Annotated in this window: 13 protein-coding genes and 1 pseudogene; 11 read left to right on the top strand and 3 right to left on the bottom strand. The window is 67.5% G+C overall.

The window, feature by feature from the left end; genetic code table 11:
• Window positions 1-11: 11 nt before the first annotated feature.
• The 7 genes and pseudogenes from POL67_RS19865 (at window position 12) to POL67_RS19835 (ending at window position 8,447) form a co-directional block, all read left to right on the top strand.
• Window positions 12-4,307, top strand: a complete 4,296-nt coding sequence (locus POL67_RS19865) for an SIR2 family protein (RefSeq protein WP_271919284.1) — start codon at window positions 12-14, stop codon at window positions 4,305-4,307.
• A 115-nt stretch (window positions 4,308-4,422) separates the two neighbouring features.
• Window positions 4,423-4,653 (top strand): annotated as a pseudogene (locus tag POL67_RS54255) (hypothetical protein); the annotation flags it as partial.
• A 92-nt stretch (window positions 4,654-4,745) separates the two neighbouring features.
• Window positions 4,746-4,973 carry a S24/S26 family peptidase gene (locus POL67_RS19855; RefSeq protein WP_373372364.1) on the top strand — a complete coding sequence of 76 codons (228 nt, stop codon included), beginning with the start codon at window positions 4,746-4,748 and terminating at the stop codon, window positions 4,971-4,973.
• Window positions 4,974-5,267: 294 nt separating this feature from the next.
• A complete protein-coding gene (locus POL67_RS19850; protein ID WP_271919278.1) occupies window positions 5,268-5,552 on the top strand; it encodes a hypothetical protein in 285 nt (94 codons plus the stop codon).
• Window positions 5,553-6,050: 498 nt separating this feature from the next.
• Entirely contained in the window at window positions 6,051-6,359 is a 309-nt protein-coding gene (locus POL67_RS54250) for a DUF6968 family protein (protein WP_373372363.1), read from the top strand.
• Window positions 6,360-6,744: 385 nt separating this feature from the next.
• A complete protein-coding gene (locus POL67_RS19840) occupies window positions 6,745-7,458 on the top strand; it encodes a hypothetical protein (RefSeq protein ID WP_271919274.1) in 714 nt (237 codons plus the stop codon).
• 347 nt (window positions 7,459-7,805) lie between these two features.
• A complete protein-coding gene (locus tag POL67_RS19835) occupies window positions 7,806-8,447 on the top strand; it encodes a hypothetical protein (RefSeq protein ID WP_271919272.1) in 642 nt (213 codons plus the stop codon).
• 30 nt (window positions 8,448-8,477) lie between these two features.
• Here POL67_RS19835 and POL67_RS19830 read toward each other — a convergent pair whose 3' ends face one another.
• Entirely contained in the window at window positions 8,478-10,994 is a 2,517-nt protein-coding gene (locus POL67_RS19830; RefSeq protein WP_271919271.1) for a bifunctional serine/threonine-protein kinase/formylglycine-generating enzyme family protein, read from the bottom strand.
• A gap of 147 nt (window positions 10,995-11,141) precedes the next feature.
• On the opposite strand from POL67_RS19830, the gene POL67_RS19825 reads away from it, so the two are divergent.
• Both POL67_RS19825 and POL67_RS19820 read left to right on the top strand, forming a co-directional pair.
• Window positions 11,142-12,074, top strand: a complete 933-nt coding sequence (locus POL67_RS19825) for an FHA domain-containing protein (protein WP_271919269.1) — start codon at window positions 11,142-11,144, stop codon at window positions 12,072-12,074.
• Window positions 12,075-12,191: 117 nt separating this feature from the next.
• Window positions 12,192-13,424: a linear amide C-N hydrolase gene (locus POL67_RS19820; protein WP_271919267.1), complete on the top strand. Its 1,233-nt coding sequence runs from the start codon at window positions 12,192-12,194 to the stop codon at window positions 13,422-13,424.
• Between the two features lie 74 nt (window positions 13,425-13,498).
• On the opposite strand, the gene POL67_RS19815 is transcribed toward POL67_RS19820, so the two are convergent.
• Window positions 13,499-14,854, bottom strand: a complete 1,356-nt coding sequence (locus POL67_RS19815) for an NHL repeat-containing protein (RefSeq protein WP_271919265.1) — start codon at window positions 14,852-14,854, stop codon at window positions 13,499-13,501.
• A 446-nt stretch (window positions 14,855-15,300) separates the two neighbouring features.
• Here POL67_RS19815 and POL67_RS19810 point away from each other — a divergent pair, with 446 nt between their 5' ends.
• Window positions 15,301-17,262, top strand: a complete 1,962-nt coding sequence (locus tag POL67_RS19810; RefSeq protein WP_271919262.1) for a PDZ domain-containing protein — start codon at window positions 15,301-15,303, stop codon at window positions 17,260-17,262.
• Window positions 17,263-17,603: 341 nt separating this feature from the next.
• On the opposite strand, the gene POL67_RS19805 is transcribed toward POL67_RS19810, so the two are convergent.
• On the bottom strand, window positions 17,604-17,825 hold the full coding sequence (locus POL67_RS19805; RefSeq protein ID WP_271919260.1) for a hypothetical protein: 222 nt from the start codon (window positions 17,823-17,825) through the stop codon (window positions 17,604-17,606).
• 225 nt (window positions 17,826-18,050) lie between these two features.
• On the opposite strand from POL67_RS19805, the gene POL67_RS19800 reads away from it, so the two are divergent.
• Window positions 18,051-18,671, top strand: coding sequence for a hypothetical protein (locus POL67_RS19800; protein WP_271919258.1), 621 nt, complete (start codon window positions 18,051-18,053; stop codon window positions 18,669-18,671).
• Window positions 18,672-18,740: the final 69 nt, after the last annotated feature.

Raw genomic sequence — 18,740 nt, 5'->3', positions numbered from 1 at the left:
TGCGGTATCGAATGCTCGTACCCTGCTTCGATGGCTTCGATGAGATGGCGACGCGGGTCGGGCAAGCCGATCTGGGCGGGCGCCTTGCGGGGCTCCTCGAGGTGGCGTGCGGGGGTGGATGGGTGGTGCTCTCCTGTCGAGATCACTATTTCCCCACGGAGACGGGCCTGCGCACGACGGCGGAGCAAGCGCTCGCGAAGGCACTCGGAGCGTCGGCCGGCGGCGTCACGCGGCTCGTGCTGCAGCTTTTCGACCAGGGCCGGGTCGAGGCGCTCGTGAGCAAGATCAAAGACGGGGACGCGGCGACGCGGGAAGCGCTGACAAAGATCGAGCGGACGTATGATCTCGGGGATCTGGTACGGCGCCCCTTGCTCCTCGCCATGGTGCTGGCCACGCTGGACAGGCTGGACCCCCAGGCGCGCGTCGCGACGGCGGACGTGTATAACGCTTACCTCGCGAGGTGGCTCGAGCAAACCCGCTCTGGCGACCCCGAGTGCTTCACGGATGCCCAGAAGATCGCATTCGCCGAGGCGCTTGCGGAGGAGTTGTGGCGCACCGGAAAGCAGAGCTGTTCCTGGGAGGAGTTGCGGCACTCGGTGCGCCAGGAGCTATCCAGGGAGCTGCCCGACGACGTGCCTCGGGAGGCTGCATACCTGGAGATCCAGGGCGGCGCTTTTTTCATACGGGAGGGAGAGGAGCTTTATCGATTCGCGCACAAATCCTTGCTCGAATTCTTCCTTGCGTGCTCACTCGTGAAAACCTTGCCCTTGAAGCCTGCAGAGGCGCTCGCGACGATGCCACTCACGCCCGAAGTGGCGGCCTTCGTGGGGGAGGTTTTACGTCGAGACGGAGAACCCAAGAAGTCGGCAGCGGTGTTGGCGACTCAGAGTTGGCTGCAAAGGAGTAGAGGAGGCGACCCTCTAGCGACCACGAAAGCGGCGGCAAACGCGCTGCGGCTGCTGCTCGGGCTCGGCCAATGGGCGAAAGAGCCGGAGGGCTGGGTACCGGAGGGAGCGGACCTGCGTGGAGTGCAGCTCGCGGGTGAGGACATGCGACAGGCCGCTCTTTCGGGCGCTCGCTTCGATGGCGCAGAACTCACGGGCGCCGACCTCCGGGGTGCTACTTTGACGCGGGCCAGATTAGACCGAGCGCGACTCCCAGGCGTCCGCCTCGACGGAGCGCTGCTCCAGCATGTGAGCGCACGAGAGGCAGATTTTACGCAGACGGAGGCTCACGGGGCCGATCTCGAAGGGAGCGATCTGTCGGGTTCGGTGCTGCGGCAATCGACTTGGACGGGGTGCCGGTGGGAAGGAGCCTGCTTGGAGCGGGCCGACATCACGGCATGGATCGCCCCTGAAGCGCCGTTCGGCGGCGCCGCGGTCGGGGAGGCCGCGGCACTCCCGACGCTATTAACGGATCGACGGCGCATCTGTGCGGCCCGGTCCCCGGGGGGTCAGTACGTCGCGAGTGCCGAATCGGACAACACGATTCGCATCCGGGACGCAGCAACGGGCCACGTCCTCGCGAGGTTGATTGCAGCGGAGACTTTGACCGGGCCGATGACCTGGGATCTTTCCGGTACGCGGCTCGCCGTCCTCGGAGAGCGAGGGGTCGTCGTCTCGTGGGACGGAATCGTCCCGAGGCCCATGGTACGCCTCGAAGGCGCTGCAGAGCATCTCCTGTTCAGCCCCGACGGGACCAAGCTCGCAGGCTCGTACGTCAACGCGACGCGCCTCTCGATATGGGATGCGGTGAGCGGCCGTCGGCTCGTCGAGTGTGAAGCGTGGGCCCTTGGCATGGCTTGGCATCCATGCGCCCCTATCCTCGCCCACTGCGGCCATGTCGTGGAAGTTCTGGATGCAAAGTCCGGAGAATCTTTTGAAGTCGGCGAATACCGAGCCTGGCGATTCTCTGTCGACTGGAGCCCGGACGGCCGGTTTCTTGCGTCCACCTACTCGGATTCCGACAAAAATGGGGTACAAATCTGGGATGTGCAGCGACGAAATGAAATATGGCATTACGACTTGATGGAGGAACGCCCCTGCCTTGCATGGCAGCCGGATGGTCGACTTTTTGTGGACACGGAAGCCGCGGGGCGTATCGTCTGGGATGGTCGCGGCGCACATCCGGAGCACGTAGAATGTGTCGACAATGATAGCGACCAAGAGCTCGAACGAGAGCCTACGGAGTCGTTCTTTGATTTCTTGACGGAACGAATTACCACTCAATCCATCCGGTGGGATCCTCTGGGTACTCGGCTCGCGATCGAGGATGGAACGCAACATGTGCGCATTTGGGACTCGAAAACGGGCCGAGAGGCGCTCGTCATTGCGGATGCTCATGGAGCGGTCTGGAGCCCCGACGGCACCCGACTTGCCGCGTTTGCAGCTCCGACACGCATCCCGGACGAGGGCACAGTCATCCAAGGGCTGCAAATCTTCGACGCCATGCGCGGGACTCGGCTGCGATACCTGGATTCCCCGTCGTTCAGCCCGAACAATTCGCTCCTGAGCGTGTGGCTCACGAGGGACATGCTGATTGCAGCGTCAGCCCCCCTGTTCCATTCCATCAACGTCGACGAGGGGGGGGAGGTTGTGGTGACCCCGATGCTCGCGAGCCCGCGCCCCGGATGGGTTCGCTCGTCGGCACTGAGCACCGATGGTAAGAAGCTCGCACGCATTCACCAGTCTGGTTTCGGGAATGCCACCTCCGAGATGGATGTCTTCGATTTCCAGACGCAAAAACGCATTGTTCTGGAGGACGGTCAATCCGACCCAGCATATCTTCTTGCATGGCATCCTGCTGGAGGGCAGGTTGCCGTAGCCACGTCCTCAGGGAACATCCGGATTTGGGACGCTCTGACAGGACGTCTGCTCGACAGCGCGCGAGCCCCCGAAGGTTTGAGCGCGATGGTATGGCACCCAGACGGCACATCGCTCTCGATCGCCCACGCCAATGGCACGGTTACGCTCTGGAAGGCCACCCCCTTGACGCCTAAGGTACGCCGCGTGGCGACCGGTTGTCAGATTCGCGCGCTCGCCTGGCATCCGAGTGGGAAGTGGCTCACGAGCCTTGGGGCGAATGGGGTCATTCAGCTGATGAACCCTTCCACGCTGGAGACCGTAGTCGCCATCGAGGTTTCTCCCGGCTCGCTGCTCACCCGGACCCCGAACGGGTTTTACGTGGCGAGCGGCAAACCCGCGCAAGTCGGACTCGCGCTCCATCACCCTGATCCCAGCTCGGGTGCCGCGCTGTATCTTCCCATGGCAGGTCTGGACGAGGTCCTCTCCAACCCCGCCAAGGTCGAATCCGCTCTCGCAGGCGACCTCTCGGGGGACGCTGTCTCCCAGGAACTCGCTAAGCGCGGCTGGGACAAAGGCATCCCCTGGGATGGCCGGGAGCGACTCGTCCCCGCCGCGGTCGCTGACCCCAATGCCATCGTCGCAATTGCGCCTCCTCCGGCTCCCCCGATGTCCTCCATCAAGCTCCCTCGACTCCTCCTCGACGCCTACCGCCGCGGCAGACTCGCCCTCTTCGTCGGCTCCGGCCTCTCCCTCGGCCGCGACGTCGCGGGAGACTTCCCCACCTGGTCCCAGCTCCCCGAGCGCCTCCTCGACGCCTGCGCTCGTTACGATGCGCTGGACGGCGACGTGATCGCCGCAAAGAGGGCGCTGTTCAAGCCCGGCATGCGGCTCGAAAACATGCTCGCGGAACTCGGGGCCTTGCGGACCGCACTCGGTCGGGACTACCAGAACGCCCTCAACGACATCTTTCGCCCCGAAAACGCTGCGCCAGGCGAAGCGCATCGCGTGCTCGTCAGCCTCGGTACCCGGGCCATTCTCACGACGAACTACGACCAGCTCCTCGAAGGCGTGTCCGAGACGCCGCGGCGTCAGCCCTACACCTGGAAGGACGCCGATCGGGCGCTGGGCGACTTGCGCGCGGGCCGGAAGGTCCTCCTCAAGGTCCACGGAACGGCGGAGCACCACGATACGGTCGTGATGTCGGAGGTCGAGTACAACCAAGCACGTGCCGACCGCTCCTACCAGGCCGTGCTGAGCTTCCTGCTCCAGGATCACGTGATGCTCTTCGTGGGCTACGGCATGAACGATCCGCTCGACCTCGATCTTGCCTTGAAGGGCAACGCGGACGCGTTCCGGACCTCGGCACAGCGGCACTACGTGTTGCTCAAGGGGCCTTCCGATGCGGATCGGGATCGACTCGAGCGAGAGTATAACGTCCGCGTGATTCCTTATGCAGAGCATTCGGAGATTCCCGCGATCCTCCGAAGCATCGCGGACGCGTGACACAAGGGGGACACGCCGGTCGTGCTCGCAGACGTCGCTTGCACCCGATGGCCGCCCCATCTGTGCGAGCCCGTTGTGGCTCCACATCTCACACGTATTTCGCTACCCTTGATCTTCCTCCGGCTGGGACCTCGATCGCCAGATCCGCGAGGAGTTCACCCTCACCGCCGACCGCGTCACCACGAAGGGTCGCGCAGGCCAGAACCGGATCCCCAACACCGGCAAGCGCGCGGACATCGTCCTTTTCTACAAGCCGAACCTCCCCATCGCCGTTATCGAGGTCAAGGACAACAACCACGCCGTCGGCGCCGGCATGCAGCAGGGGCTCGCGTATGCCGAGCTCCTTGCCTGAGGACGCACACCATGGGCTGGGCCACTGGATACATCACCAAGCTTCGCACTGGCGAAATCGTTTCCTTCCGCCCGCGGGGCAACTCCATGTCTCCACGGATCGAGTCCGGTCAGCTCTGCACCGTGGAGCCCGTCGACCCACGCGACATCCGCCCCGGCGACATTGTCCTGTGCAAGGTCCGCGGCACCGAGTATCTCCACTTCGTCAAGAGCGTGCAGGATGGGCGGTTCCAGATTGGGAACAACCGCGGGCACATCAATGGGTGGATCGGGCACAATGCGGTCTTCGGGCGGCTCGTGAAGGTGGAGCCGTGAGGGATCCGCGTGCGCGCAGCGTGGGAGTGGTGGGGTGACAAGCCTCAGCCGCTCGCGTTTGCCATGAAACAAGGCGACTGCATTCCCCTCGATACCGCATATTACTGCGTGGAAGCCATCGAACCGGGAACATCGGTCACGCTGAAAGCGACGTACAAGAAACCCCGGCGACCGGAGCACATGCTCGAACGTTTGCCCTGAGCTCGTCTGGTTTCCGGGAGGTGCCCCTCCCGCGGCAGGAAAAATCGTCCGGAGGATGCACGGATCCACCCGCGAGCCTGCCCAAGAGGAGACGTGACGACCCCCGAACCCGCCGCGCCTCCTGTCGGTTCCTTCGCCAGCCTCTACCAGGCCTACGCCGCCCAGCTCCCGCACTGGTTCCGTCGGCTCCGCGTCCCGGCCGTCAGCACCGCCGATGCAGAGCAAGAGGTCTGGCAGGCCGTCACCGAGGCCCCCGAGAGCATCCTGACGAACCCCACCGAGGCCCGGCGCGCGCTCTTCAAGCCGGTGGACAGACGGGCCATCCGCGGGAGGCGACGAGGGCATGCCCTCCTCCCTGGGGCCCGTTGCCGGGGATGACGGACGCGTGTCTCCGAAAGGTGAGGACGCGGCGTCAGGACACGACGTCATGAGGGCAGAGACAAGGCCTGGGTCGCGAACGCCTCAGGACCGCTGCACAGCGCGCGGCGTCCTCGGCGAAACGTTCTGGCGAAACGGAATTCAACAGGCACGGAGTCTCCCGAGCTCCAGGGACAAGGCCATCACCACAGGGGTTGTCTTGGCGAGCACTCGACAGTACAAGGAAGGCTCTCGTGGGAAATGGGGGTTCACATGAGACGCGTCGCGATTGTTTTATTTGGGGGTCGTTACACTCGTAGTATTTCCATTACAAATCGGTGCATAAACGCCCCTCGAGGCGTGCTTCAACGCATGCGAAGCCATCTGGAGGATGGACAATGAGCGCTGCCGCAGGATGCCGGAGAATGCCAGAAAAGAGCGAGAGGCGTGCTGGAGTCAGGCGAATAGGGACCGCTCGAACTGTCGCCTGGAGTGCGAACGGGAGGCTGCGAAGTTCAAATGCCCGGTCCCGTCATCGCTGAGCGAGTTCTAGAATTTCGCCTTCCCGGGCAGACGCACGCACAACGGGTCACCGTGCTGATAGAGGCGCCCCAATCCATAGAAAATGGAAACTGGTCCGTGGAGTACGAGATCCACGGTCCGGGTCAGCGGAAGGTGCGCCAGTGGGTCGGTGGCGTCGACTCTGTGCAGGCCCTCTACATGGCGTTGGTCAACATCCCGGTGGATCTGCGTGGGATAGCGCTTTTGCTGGGCGGAACGATGACGTTCCTCGACAGCGAGGACCTGAAGTTTCCTCCGCCGCTCTAATGCTCTCCTCACCCGCGAAGGAATGAGGCCGCCGTAAGTCCTCGCCCCACCTCGTCTTGCTGGACGCCCGCAGACGTGACAGGGCGAGGACGTACGGTCGAACAAGTTCTTGGCGAGTTCGTCCTGGGAAGCGTCGTCGAACAACTCGAGGCGATGCTTGCAAAGGAACGCGAACAACAAGGCGACCGAGGGTCAGGGCAACAGCGGGGCAACGGAGTCCAGCGAGCCGGAGCACGGGGGCAACAGCGGGGCATCTCACGGTATCCGCGCCCCCGCGCCTCCTCCCCCTCCCTCACGGCCCTGCGTGCCTCCCCGCTTTCGCTGGCGGCCAGCATGCCCCAGGGAATCCGTGTGCGTTTGCGCCACGGGGACAGGGAGGTCGAACATGAAACTCACGCTGGCCGTCACTTCGTTGCTTTGCTGCGCATTGACTGCGTGCGGCACGGGCGCGCCCGAGGAGACCACGACCACGGAAAATGTGCTTGCGCTCGTCAGGACTGCCGACGGGGCGGAGGTCCGCTTTTTCGAATCTCCCCCCGGTGAGCTCAACCTCGAAAGCACGCCTGCCGCCGGCGGCGAGGATCCCCTCGCGCGCCCCGACCTCGGCCACCTCCGCGCGACCGAGGTGTATGAGGCCCTCGCTGGCGAGCCGGCGCCGGAGGCGCTCGTGGCTGCGGAGGCGCGTGCTGCCTTGTCGGAAGGATCAGGAGAGACGGGCGAGCTCGCGCCGGTGGGCGAGGGCGACGCGGCGCTCGTCGCGGTGCCGATCGGCGCGACGGATTTTCAGCGCCGCTTCTGCGGCAGCCTGTCGTTCTGCTGGGTCAACCGGTCGACCGACTTGCGCGACGAGGAGTTCGCCAAGGGGATCAAGGGGTACATCTACGCCGTCCGCGGCTCGGTCTTCTTCGGCATCCGCCGGAGAGAGAATGGTTGGTATCAAGTCATCTCGCGCCAGATTCTGCCGGAGGCGGCATTGCCCTACCACTTCGACGAGCACTGGGGAGATCTGATCCGGCGCAAGATCAAGATCGAGGTGAAGAACTCCACCGGCGACCAGTACCACCTCGCCTACGACTGGATCTCCCGGCGCGGGTGGTGATCGGGCCGGAGGTCGCGCCCGGGACGCCGCTGCCGGGACGGGCGGCGCGAGCTCATCCACCACGGGCGTCGGCGGAGGGAGCGGCGACGCTCCCAATGCGGAAGGCTCCTGCGGGTGCAAGGTCGTCGGGACGAGGTCGAGCTCGAGCGGGCTGCTCTTCGGGGCGGCGGCGGTGGTCGCCATGTCGGTCTTTCGCCGCCGCCTGCGGAGGGATCGCAGCGGATGCGTCTCCGCGGGCGTGGTGAAATAACGCGGGAATAGGCAACGCGGCGGGGACGATGTTATGTCGGGGCATCCGAGGAAGGGCGCCCGGGCGGCGCTCGATCGAACCGAGAACGAGGAGAGCCATGAGCCAGGAGACGGAAACGGGCGAGAAGGTGCGGGCGGCGGGCGCAGGGTCACACCACAAGAGATTTGGCCAGCAGATCGACGGCGGATGGAACATCGCCATCTACGACCACAAGGACGGGGACCTCATCGCGCAGATCGTCACGACCCTGCCGAACGGACCCACCATTCACCCCGCTTCGGACAAGTTTGGCTCCAACGACAACCCGCCACAGAGCACGGAGATGTGGTGGTACCAGAGCAGCTTGCTCGACAAGCTCACCGGCACCACCATTTACATCGAGAGCAACCCGATCACGGGAGATTCCGTGAACCTGCTCCGTGCGTCCTTCGATCCGGCGACCCCCGCCTTCACCAGCGCCGAGGGCACGAGTTGGGCGCCCCTTCGCGTCGAGAACGGTGTGCCGAACGTTTTGGTGTTCTGCGGGAAGGACCAGTACAACGGCGGCGACAAGGATCTCTATGTCTCGATCGTGGTGACGAATGAGGCCATCACCCAGGTCGAATGGTTCGAGAAATCCGATTCGGCGCCCGCGTACATCGTCCCCGCGACGGCTTCCTGGACGTCCAGCGTCTTGCCGAATGGCCAGTATCAGGCCGCCTACTCGCTGCACGGGCCGAACCCGCGCCGGAACTCCTGAAGGGCGCTCGAAGAGGGTGCAGCCGCAGACTCACCCGCGGAGCGACCTCGCCACACGCACGCCGATGCTCTCTCGCCGATCGCCGGGCAAGTTGCCGAAGCGCGCGGCCGCGCGCGAGCGCTCGAGAGGGCTCGTCCACGCGCCGCCGCGGTTGCTCCGGAAGTCCGGATCTCCCGCAGCAGCCGGCGACAGGACCAGACGGCCTCCCGACACGTCCGGCCCCGCGTGACGCCAGACCTCCAGGCAATGGTCGCGGATGTTTCCGGCGAGGCCCCGCACCCCATAGGGGCTCTCGTCCAGCGGATACGCGGTCACGCCCACGCGCATCGGCAGCGTGTCACTCTCCGCGGCGCGGGCAAACGTGGGATCGGCCTGGTTGCCCCACGGGAAGACGCGAGCGTCGGCGCCACGCGCGGCCTTCTCGCGCTCGAGCTCCCCCGGCAGGCGCCACGGCTTGCCCGTCCGCGCAGACAGCCACGCCGCATAGGCACGGGCGCCGTGCCAGTCGATGAGCGCGACAGGCCAATCGGGCTGCCACCGCCGGCCGAACTCCTCCCCCCCGAGGACGAACCGCCCGCCTTCGCCCCGCGTATAGATCGGCCGCCCCGCGCGCGCGTCCGTCGCCCCCGACAGGCTCGGCGGATCCCGCGGACAGAAGACGAGCGCTTCCTCTTCACGGCCCGCGGCGATCAGGTCATTGAGGAAGATCAAATACTCTCGATTCGTCACCGGGTATCGCCCGAGGATGAAGCCGTCCACCCAGAGGCGCCGGCCGGGCAGGCTGTCCGACGCCTGCGGATCGCCGCCTATCCAGCACCAGCCTGCCGGGACGTACACCTCGTCCGGGCCGAGCTCGCCCTCGGCCGGGAGCGGGATCGGAAGCGGCTCCGATTCTCCGGGCGGCACGCCATCCCATCGCCCGCCGCGCTCGACCCACACCGGGATCCGCGTCTCGCATCGGCCCTCGGCCCGGACCACGCAGAGGTAGCTGCCTCTCGGCACCACGGCATCGAGGAGGGGCGTCGGCCCGAGCTCGCCCACGAAGCGCGGAACGAGGCGCCGCTGCGCGGGCTCGTAGCGGAACAGGGACACGCTCGCTCCCGGGGGATCGGTCACGAGCGAGAGGGCCCCTTCCCCGCGCAGCAAGGCCACGTGCCGGCCGCGGTCGTGCGCGCGGAGGAGCGCCTCGAAGCGGACGGCGTCCTCGCCCGAGGAGGCGCGCTCGGCCGCGATCAGGCTCTCCGCGTAGTGATCCGCGAGCGCGGCGTGCGCTTCTTCGAGATCGGGATCCAGGGTGAGCGCACCCGACATGCCCTCGAGCCACGCGATCTCTTTCAGCGCCGCTTCGCGCCCGAGCGCGGCCGCCTGCTCTTCGAGGTCCCACGCGGGCGCCTTGATCTCCACCGGATCGAAGGGCCGCGCCGTGGACAGCCGGTGTCGCGCCTCGGCCAAGAGGTCCGCCTTCCTCGCGCGGAGCGCCGCGATCGCAGGCGCGATCGCGCGCGCTCGCGTCGCGATCACGAGCGCCTGATCGCGCCGCCGCGCACCGTCGAGCCACGCGAGCACCTCGCGGCCGAGCGCCTCCGCGTCGGGGTGGCGATGCGCGATCTCGCGCGCCATGGCGCGGCGGCAGATGTCCGCGAGATCGTCCGGAACAGGCTTGTTCCCGGCCGCCGCGCGCACGTCCGGCGGCGGCCCGGCGCGCACCTGCAGGACCACGAAGGCCGCGGCGCCCGCGTACGGCGGGTGGCCCGAGAGCGCGTGGTAGAGGATCGCGCCGAGCGCGTACACGTCACTCGGGGGGCCGAGGAGCGCCTGTTCGCCGCGCGCCTGCTCGGGTGACATGAACGCGGGCGTGCCGAGCACATCGCCGTGGCGCGTGAGGGTGGGGCGGTCCTCGTCCGGCGCGGCGCCGGCGGCCTCTTCCACAGGCGCCGGCGCGTGCTCCCCGAGGCGCCGGCCGAGGCCCCAGTCCATCACCATCACCTCGCCGAGCTCGCCGACCATCACGTTGTCGGGCTTGAGGTCGCGGTGCACCACGCCGCGCTGGTGCGCGTACCCGACGGCCTGGCAGACGCGCGCGAAGGCGTCGACGAGGCGGCGGAACGAGAAGCCGTAGGGCGTCTCGACGAACGTGCCGCTCGCCGCGTCGCCGTGGACGTCGTGGATGATCTCGGACAGGGTGCGGCCGCGGACCTCCGGCATCGTGAACCAGGCGCGGCCGTCCGCGAGCGTGCCGCCGTCGAGCACCGCGACGATCCCCGGATGCTGGAGGCCTGCGGCGAGGCGCATCTCCGCGAGGAAACGCGCGGCGGCGCGGATCGACGAGGCGACCTCGGGCCGCAAGAGCTTCATCGCCACGGTGCGCCCGAGATCACGATCGTACACGCGGCGCACCTCGCCGAAGCCGCCGCTCGCGATGCAGCCGAGGTCGTGGTAGCGCGGCGGCAGCGCGATCGCCTTCGCCGCGCCGAAGCGCGCTGCCTCCGAGCCCGCGTCCTCGCTCGACGAGAGCGCGGTGATCATGCCGTCCTGCGTGCGAGACACGACGCGCGGCGCGCTCACATCGGCGGGGGCGGGTTCGGACGCAGATTCGTCCGCCGCGGCTCCTCCTCGCCCCGTGTCGCCATGATCCACCGAGGTCACCTCGCGCACCCTTCCTGCTTGGTGACTCGGCCCATAGCATACGCGCCCGTGGGAGCCTTGAAGCAAAGTGGTCACGCGGCGCCGTACAACCTCCGCTCGTGGTGCCTCCTCGGCCGCTCGCCCACGTGTGACGTGCGCCTCGACGACGCGCGGATCTCGGGCGAGCACGCGCGCGTGAGCTTCACGGGCCACGGGTGGGAGCTCCGCGATCTCGGCAGCCGCAATGGCACGTTCGTGCACGGGCAAAAGGTCCCGACAGCCGATCGCGTCGCGCTCGCGGAGGGCGACGTCTTCACGCTGGGCGGGCCTGCGCGGCCGGCGCCGGAGCTTTGCCTCGTGGATGCGTCTCCTCCGATCGCGAGCGCTCTCCATGTCGCGAGCGGCAAGGTGCTCGTCGCGGCCGGGGGCGTGCTTTCGCTGCCGGACGAGGACGATCCGCAGGCGAGCCTCGTCGAGACGCGCGAGGGGCGATGGGTGCTGGAGAGCGGCGGCGCGACGCGGGACGCCGTGGACCGGGAGATCGTCGTCGTCGGCGGCGAGGCGTGGAGCCTCGACGTGCCTGCGCTCACGGGCCCGACCCTCGACGCGGCGGCGGGGGTCCCCACGCTGGACAACGTGGTGTTCCGGTTCCGGGTGAGCCGCAATGAAGAATATGTCGAGATCACCTTGCTCCACCCGGCGGGCGATGTCCTCGTCCCGACGCGGAGCCACCATTACCTGCTGCTCACGCTGGCGCGCGCGCGGCGCGACGACAGCGAGGCCGGCGCGGCTCGCGATGCAGCCGGCTGGCGCGAGCGCGACGAGCTTTGCCGCATGCTGATGATGGACGAATACCGCTTGAACGTGGACGTCTGCCGGGCGCGCAAGCAGCTCGCCGCGGCCGGGATCGCGGGCAGCGCGAATGTGGTGGAGCGCCGCGTGGGCAGCGGCCGCCTGCGGCTCGGGACGCCGCAGATCAAGATCGAGCGCGAGGGCGCCTGAGGCGCGTTGCGCCGGAAATAGGCCTGAAATACCGCTCGGGCTGGGACGGCCTCACCATCGAGCAACGGAACGCCCCGAACAACCAGCAGGCGCCGCCGGCAGAAAGAGGTCCCCCCCATGTGCACGCACCTGATGATCAGCGTCCCCTCCAATCCCGGTCAGAACCCCCCCGACACGGCGAAGACATACGTGAGCGGGAGAGCAATGGAGCTGCCGGGCGTGCTCGAGCAGAGCGTCTACGTCATGCCGAGAAACCAGGCCTGGCCGCTGCAAGCGGGCCAGGGAGGGACGACGCTCCAGTGGAAGAATCCCTATGGCTTCGTGGGAATCGCCCCCTCCGGGCGCGCTTGGGCATCGCAGCCGGCCTTCTGCGACGGCATCAACACGGAGGGACTGTCCGTCGGAGCGCTGTGGCTCGCCCCCGGTACCGAGTACCCGCCCATTGGGACGCAGGGGAACCAGGTGTCTTACCTGGATTTTCCTGCGTGGATCCTCGGCAACTTCGCGTCGGTCGAGGACTTCCTGGCAGCCCTGCCGACGATCTCCGTCGTGGGGCCTGCGCCGGGAACTCCGTCCTATGTTCCGCTGCACTTCATCGTGACGGACAGCACCGGTCAGAGCGCCGTCATTGAATTCATCGGGGGCAAGCTCACCCAGTACAAATGCACCAACGGCGTCATGACCAACTGGCCGACGTACGATTGGCAGCTCACGAACGTCCAAAACTACTTCAATCTGACGCTCGTCGGCAGCGGCACCTCCACCACGGGTGCCGGCAATCCCGTCGGAGGCGGCCTGGTCGGGCTGCCAGGGGACTCGCTGTCCTCCTCGCGATTCGTCAGGGCAACGATCCTCTCCCAGGGCTTCAGCCAGCTCCCGGCAGACGGTACGGGTTGGCTGCCGGCGCCAGGCGTCTTCGCGACGACGCCGCCGTCGAAGAACCCGCCCGGCTTCGCCGGTCCCGAGCAGACGGCGGTCATGGTCGCGCTGCAGCTCACGCAGATCTGCATGGGGACGCCGTACGGGATGCTGCTGGAGACGGTGCAGAACTCGCTGGCCACCACGGGCATCCCGGCCACGACGCCGCCCTCGTCCACGACCACGTACGGCGACTATACGCTGTGGACGAGCGTGCGTGATCACACCAATTGCAAGTACTACTTCATGTCCGCGTTCAGCGGGATCCTCACGATGATCGATCTGAGCTTGCTGAACTTCGACACCACACCGGCGTACCCGAACAACGCGAGCATCGCAGTCCTGCCCCAGGGGGATGCGCCGTGGTGTGCGGATGCGACGAAGCTGCTCACGCCGGCAACCTCCGTCGCGGGTTCAGGTAGGGTGCGCTGACTCCTCTCGGGAGAAACGCAGGATAGGGGCCCCCCGAGGTCCGGCCTGTCACGATGGGGCCACGCCCACGCGCGTTACGGCGCGAGGAATCTCGCGAGGAACATGTCGGAATCGCCGGCGGTCTCGAGCAGCCCCTGGCCGAAGTCCACCGTACCGTAGAACGAGCCCGTGATCGCGGCGGCCCCGCTCGGATCCACGGCGAGGCCGTCCACGGACATGTACTTGGTACCGCCAAACCCGCGGCTCTCGACGTGGTTGCCCGCGGCATCGTAACGCGCGAAGAAAATGGCATTCGCCTCGCGCAGGATCTGTCCGCCGCCGAGGTCGATCGCGGCCATGAAATCCCCCGTGACGACGAGCCCCCCCGCGGGGTCGGTGGCGATGCGGGGGCTTGGGTTGTCCCAATCGGCGTCGAGGAGCGCGAAGCTCCGCGCCCATCGCGGGGCGCCGGTCGGATCGAACTTCGCAAAGAAGAGATCGCGGTCCTCGGCGCGCAGCTCGCCATTGCCGAAATCGATGCGTCCCTCGAAGAGCCCGCCGACGAAGACGTTGCCTTCCGCGTCGGTGGCGACGGACTTGATCATCTGGAACGAGGCGTCGCCGAAGGTCTTCGTGAAGACGTGCTTGCCGTCCGCGTCGAGCTTCACGAGCGCGGCGTCCCACTCCCCTGCGTTCGTGGCCAGCCCGCCGCCGAAATCGACCGGCCCACGGATGGCGCCGCCGAGGAGGACGTTCCCGCTCGGGTCCACGGCGACTTCCATGTGCTCTTGGTTCGCACTCCCGAATGCGCGGGTCCAGACGGGGGCGCCCTTCCCATCGAGTTTCATGACGAGGATGTCCTCCCCGCCCGCGCCGGTGAACGTCTCGCCGCCGACGACGACCGTCCCGCTGAAGGTGCCCGCGGCGACGATCGCATCGTCCCCGGCGGCGGCGAGCCCCTCCAGCCAACCCGGGAACATCATGCTGAAGACGTGGCCGCCTTCCGCGTCGAGCTTCGCGATCGCGGTGCCGGCGACGCCCTGGGGAACGAGCGGCCCGCCGCCGAGATCCAGCTCTTTTTCCGTGTGTACCCCGAACACCCACGCGCCTGCGCCGGCGGCGACGACGTGCCGGGCCAGTTCGTGCTCTGCCGTCCCGAAGCGCAGACTCATGCCCGGGTTGCCCTCCGCGTCCCACGTCGCGAGCACGGCGTCCGCGTTCCCGGCCGAGACGAGCGGACCGGCCCCGAAATCGACGGTGTCCCAGAAGGCGGCGAGCACCGCCACGCGGCCGTCGGCCGAGACGGCAACTCCTTTGCCGCCGTCGTACAACGAGCCGCCCGCGCGGAGGCTGAAGGCGCTGCCGATGGGCGCCGCCGCTGGGTACTCTTCGGTGGTGGTGCAGCCGAATGCGAGCGTCGCGCAGACGAAAAGGAAGTTCCGTAGGTTCATAATGCGTATCCTACACATCGTCGTCGCCTCACGCGAAGCGTGATCGCCCTCGGCGCGGATGCCGTCACGCGGGCATGACAGGTGTCCGGGGCGCGTGACAGCGCGCTGTCACGCGGGCATGACACCAGGGGCTCGGGCCCCGCGCCGCCGGCGCCGAACGTCGCGCAGCGGCGCATTCCCGCAGGATCGCAGCGCGTTTGCGTCCCCCCTGCACTGCCGGCATGCCCCATGCACAGAGTGCGCTCGCTCCTTGACCAGCAAAAGAAACACGAATGCGCTCGTCAGGGGGCATCCACACCCACGAAGACAGCGGAGTTGCCTCTCGGAAGAGAGCGAGCTGGCTGCCGCGCGCGCCGCGTTCAGAGCGAGCTCGCGCGGCAGGGCGTCGACATGGACGTCGACGACGCTCGAATCTCCGCCCCGGCTTCAGAGCGGAGCGACATCTCATGCGTAGAAATTCTATCTCGTTCGGCATCGCCGGCATTCTGGCCGCCTCGACGTGCCTCCTCGGTTGTCCCCAGGAGGGCGGTGTCGGGGACTCGGCGGGGCCACTCGGCGTGGACTGCGACGCGCCCACGCCCAATCGATCGTTCCCCTTGCTCGACGGCAAGTGCTCCATGCCGGCGCTCTGGGGCACGGCCGTGTTCAACGGGGTAGATTGCGAGATCGACAATTGCTTCGCGATCACCCAGGACTGCCTCGACGAGATGGAGGCGACGGTGGCGAGCGTCGTCGAGGGCACGCCGGACTACGGGTCCGAGGACAACAAGACGGCATTCCTCGTCGCCATGCAGCAGCTCCTCTATGGTCCCATGGCGCGCGAGCCGGCGATTCTGCCGGGTCTCAGCACCATCCTCCCGCCGAGCCTCGATCACGTCGACACGACCGACCTCTGCTACAACGCGACGGAGGGCTCCCCCTCCTTCCACCTCGCGCTGCTCGAGGACATCCACGACTACACGGCCATGCCATACCCCGTCATCTGGGGCAGCGAGGAGATGCGGAACGAACGGCATTACCAGTTCGTGTTCGAGCGGCTGAGCCACCTGAAGATCGACAGCACCAACAAGGCGGACTACGTGGCCGGCAATCGTGGAAACCGGAAGCTGATCCTCGGGCCCGAGTTCGGTTCGGATCACGGGACGTTCGGGCATGCCGGCTTCCTGCTCCACGAGCTGATTCACGGCCTGGGCGACGGTTTCTTCGCGCCGCACCACCTGGGGTCGCCACACATCGCCGCCCTTTGTCCGATCCCGAGCGACGACCCGGACTACGAGTGTGATCAGGACGAGGCCAGCGCCTATGGAATGGAGGTCCTCGTGATCCACGCCCTCGCCCTCGGTTATCAGCATACGGCCGGCCAGGCCTTGTTCCTGCTGCCGAAGATGCAGGCGGAGTGTGATAGCAACCTGGAGGATGAATTCGCGCGTGCTTGCAGGCGCGCGCGAAGGAGGGTCGTCGACGCCTTGGCGACTCCGGCCCCGTTCGACTGCGAGAGCGAGGCCGCCGCATATCTGAGCTTGCACGCGCCCTCTGGGTTCAACGATCCGGCCTGCCTGACGCCGGCGGCGACGTTCCGGGACCTCCCGTGCGGCACCGCTCCGCTCGACAAGACGGGCATCGATTTCAGCGCGACCGCGAACCGCGTGACGCTCCCGCAGTCGACCCACGACGAGCTCCTCGAGGACCCCGAGTGGCTGATCGACGACGAATACGCCGCCGGCGTCCGCATCAACGTGACACAGACCACCAGCGGCGCCGATGTGCTCACCTTCGCTCAGGTCCCGTCAGGCTCGCTGGCGCATACGCTCGGCATTCTCCCGGGCGATGTCTTGACGCAGGTCAATGGCTCGAACGTGACGACGGTCGGCCTCGCTGATCTCGCCCTCCGGCCGCATCTGGTGGAGAGTTTCACCCTGGCACGGACGATACCGGGCAGCGGAACACAATCCCGGACGATCAGCATCCGTGAAGAGGAGGGCGGATGCGCCGACAGCGTGCAGGTGGCGAATGAACAGACCTTCGCCCCCGGGATGGTCGGCTGCGCGGGGACGGTGGCGTGGGCCGACCGCGCCAATCTCTGCAAGCCAGGCTGGCACGTCTGCTCGGCCGAGGAGTACGTGGAGCGCAACTTCGCCGTCACCCCGACCACGGACGCCCCGGCGTTCCATTACTGGACCGACGACAACCTGAAGTACTCGGGGACGAGCAGCGCTTGCTCGGTCTCGACGACCTCCGGGACGTCCTGCTCGAGTCCGATGCGCGTATGCGCTCCGAGCAGCACGGGATACGACCCGCTGAACAACCAATGCAACTGGCGGGGCTGCGGGTACGAAGGGGGGACCGCCAGCCGTTACTTCGGTGGATGCGCCGGCAATCTCACGGCCGGCACGATGTGCTGCAAGTAGCTCTTCGCCACCCCCCTCGCAGCCCGGGTCCGCCGCGACAGAGGCGTCCCCCCTCCTCGCGGGCCCCCCACGCGTCCCCTCCTCGAGCGTGACCGGGGCCGACGTGCCAGGCACACTTGCTCGCATGGAGGCTGGAGCCCCGTGCGCATGTCGCATTGACCTCGCAGGCAGATGAGCGGCCCGCCCTCGGTGTTGGTCCTGGCGTGCGGCATCGTGGGGCCCCCATAGAAAAATCGTCCGGGCGATGCACGGATCCACCCGCGAGCCTGCCCAAGAGGAGACGTGACGACCCCCGAACCCGCCGCGCCCCCTGTCGGTTCCTTCGCCAGCCTTTACCAGGCCTACGCCGCCCAGCTCCCGCACTGGTTCCGTCGGCTCCGTGTCCCGGCCGTCAGCACCGCTGATGCCGAGCAGGAGGTCTGGCAGGCCGTCACCGAGGCCCCCGAGAGCATCCCGACGAGCCCCACCGAGGCCCGGCGCGCGCTCTTCAAGCTCGCCGTGCGCATCGCCAGGAACCACAGGCGCCGCGCGGCCCGGGGCGCGACCCGCCGAAGCGCGGTCACGGTCGACGACCTCGCGTCCGACCGGCCGAACATCGAAGAACAAGCGGCCGTCGCGCTCGCGTTGCTCGATGCGCTCGAAGAGCTCCGCGACGAGGCGACGCGCCGCATGGTCCTTGCAAACAAGGTCCTCGGGTACGCGGGGCCGCGGGCACGAGCACGCCCTTCGGCGGGCCCGACGGGTGGGACGGGTCCTGCACGAACGAAAACGCCCTGGCCGCGGGCGCCATGTGCGGCGGGGCCTTGTGCGCGCAGTCGATCGCCGTCTCGCCGCTCGGCGCTCCCACGGGCGAGGCGTGCGCGTCCTTCTCCGAACCGATCCCCGTCACGCATTACGGACTCCCCGCGCCGAGGTGGGCGACGGCCGCGATCGGGTGCCGGATCCCGACGTGCAACGTGCCGAGTGCGTCTTGTCTCCCCTCGATTCGCCGCCTCCCCGACGGGTTCCTGACGTGCATCAAGCGAGAGGGAGAGCACGTCTGCCCCGCGGCGTGGAACGGCGATCGGTTCGTCGTATACGAGGTGACGCACGAGAAACCGGGCTGGCTGGAAGGGCGCGAATGCACGGCGTGTGAATGCGGCGCGCCCGTCGGCGGGGCGTGCCTCGCGCGTGTGCGCACGTTCGAGGATGGGGCGTGTTCGAAGCTCATCTCGGACGACGGGATCTCGTCGGTCGTCGAGCAATGCTCGAACGCTCCGTTCGCGGGCCTCGCGATCGGCAGCAAGGAGATCACGCCGCCGGAGTACCTGCCCGGCGCGTGTGAGCCGAGCGGCGGAGAGCCAATCGGGGATGTGAAAGAAGATCCCGCGCAAGCGGTGACGTTCTGCTGTCGGCCGCCGGATACTTGAGCGGCCCAGCGTCGAGCTTCGCGGAAGGGGCAGGCGGCGAATTTCGTTCAACGAACCGGGGGGACGCCC

This window comes from Polyangium mundeleinium (assembly GCF_028369105.1).
In the GTDB taxonomy this organism is placed as follows: domain Bacteria; phylum Myxococcota_A; class Polyangia; order Polyangiales; family Polyangiaceae; genus Polyangium; species Polyangium mundeleinium.
Note: the sequence above shows the minus strand (reverse complement) of the source record. Positions and strands in the feature narration are given on the sequence as shown.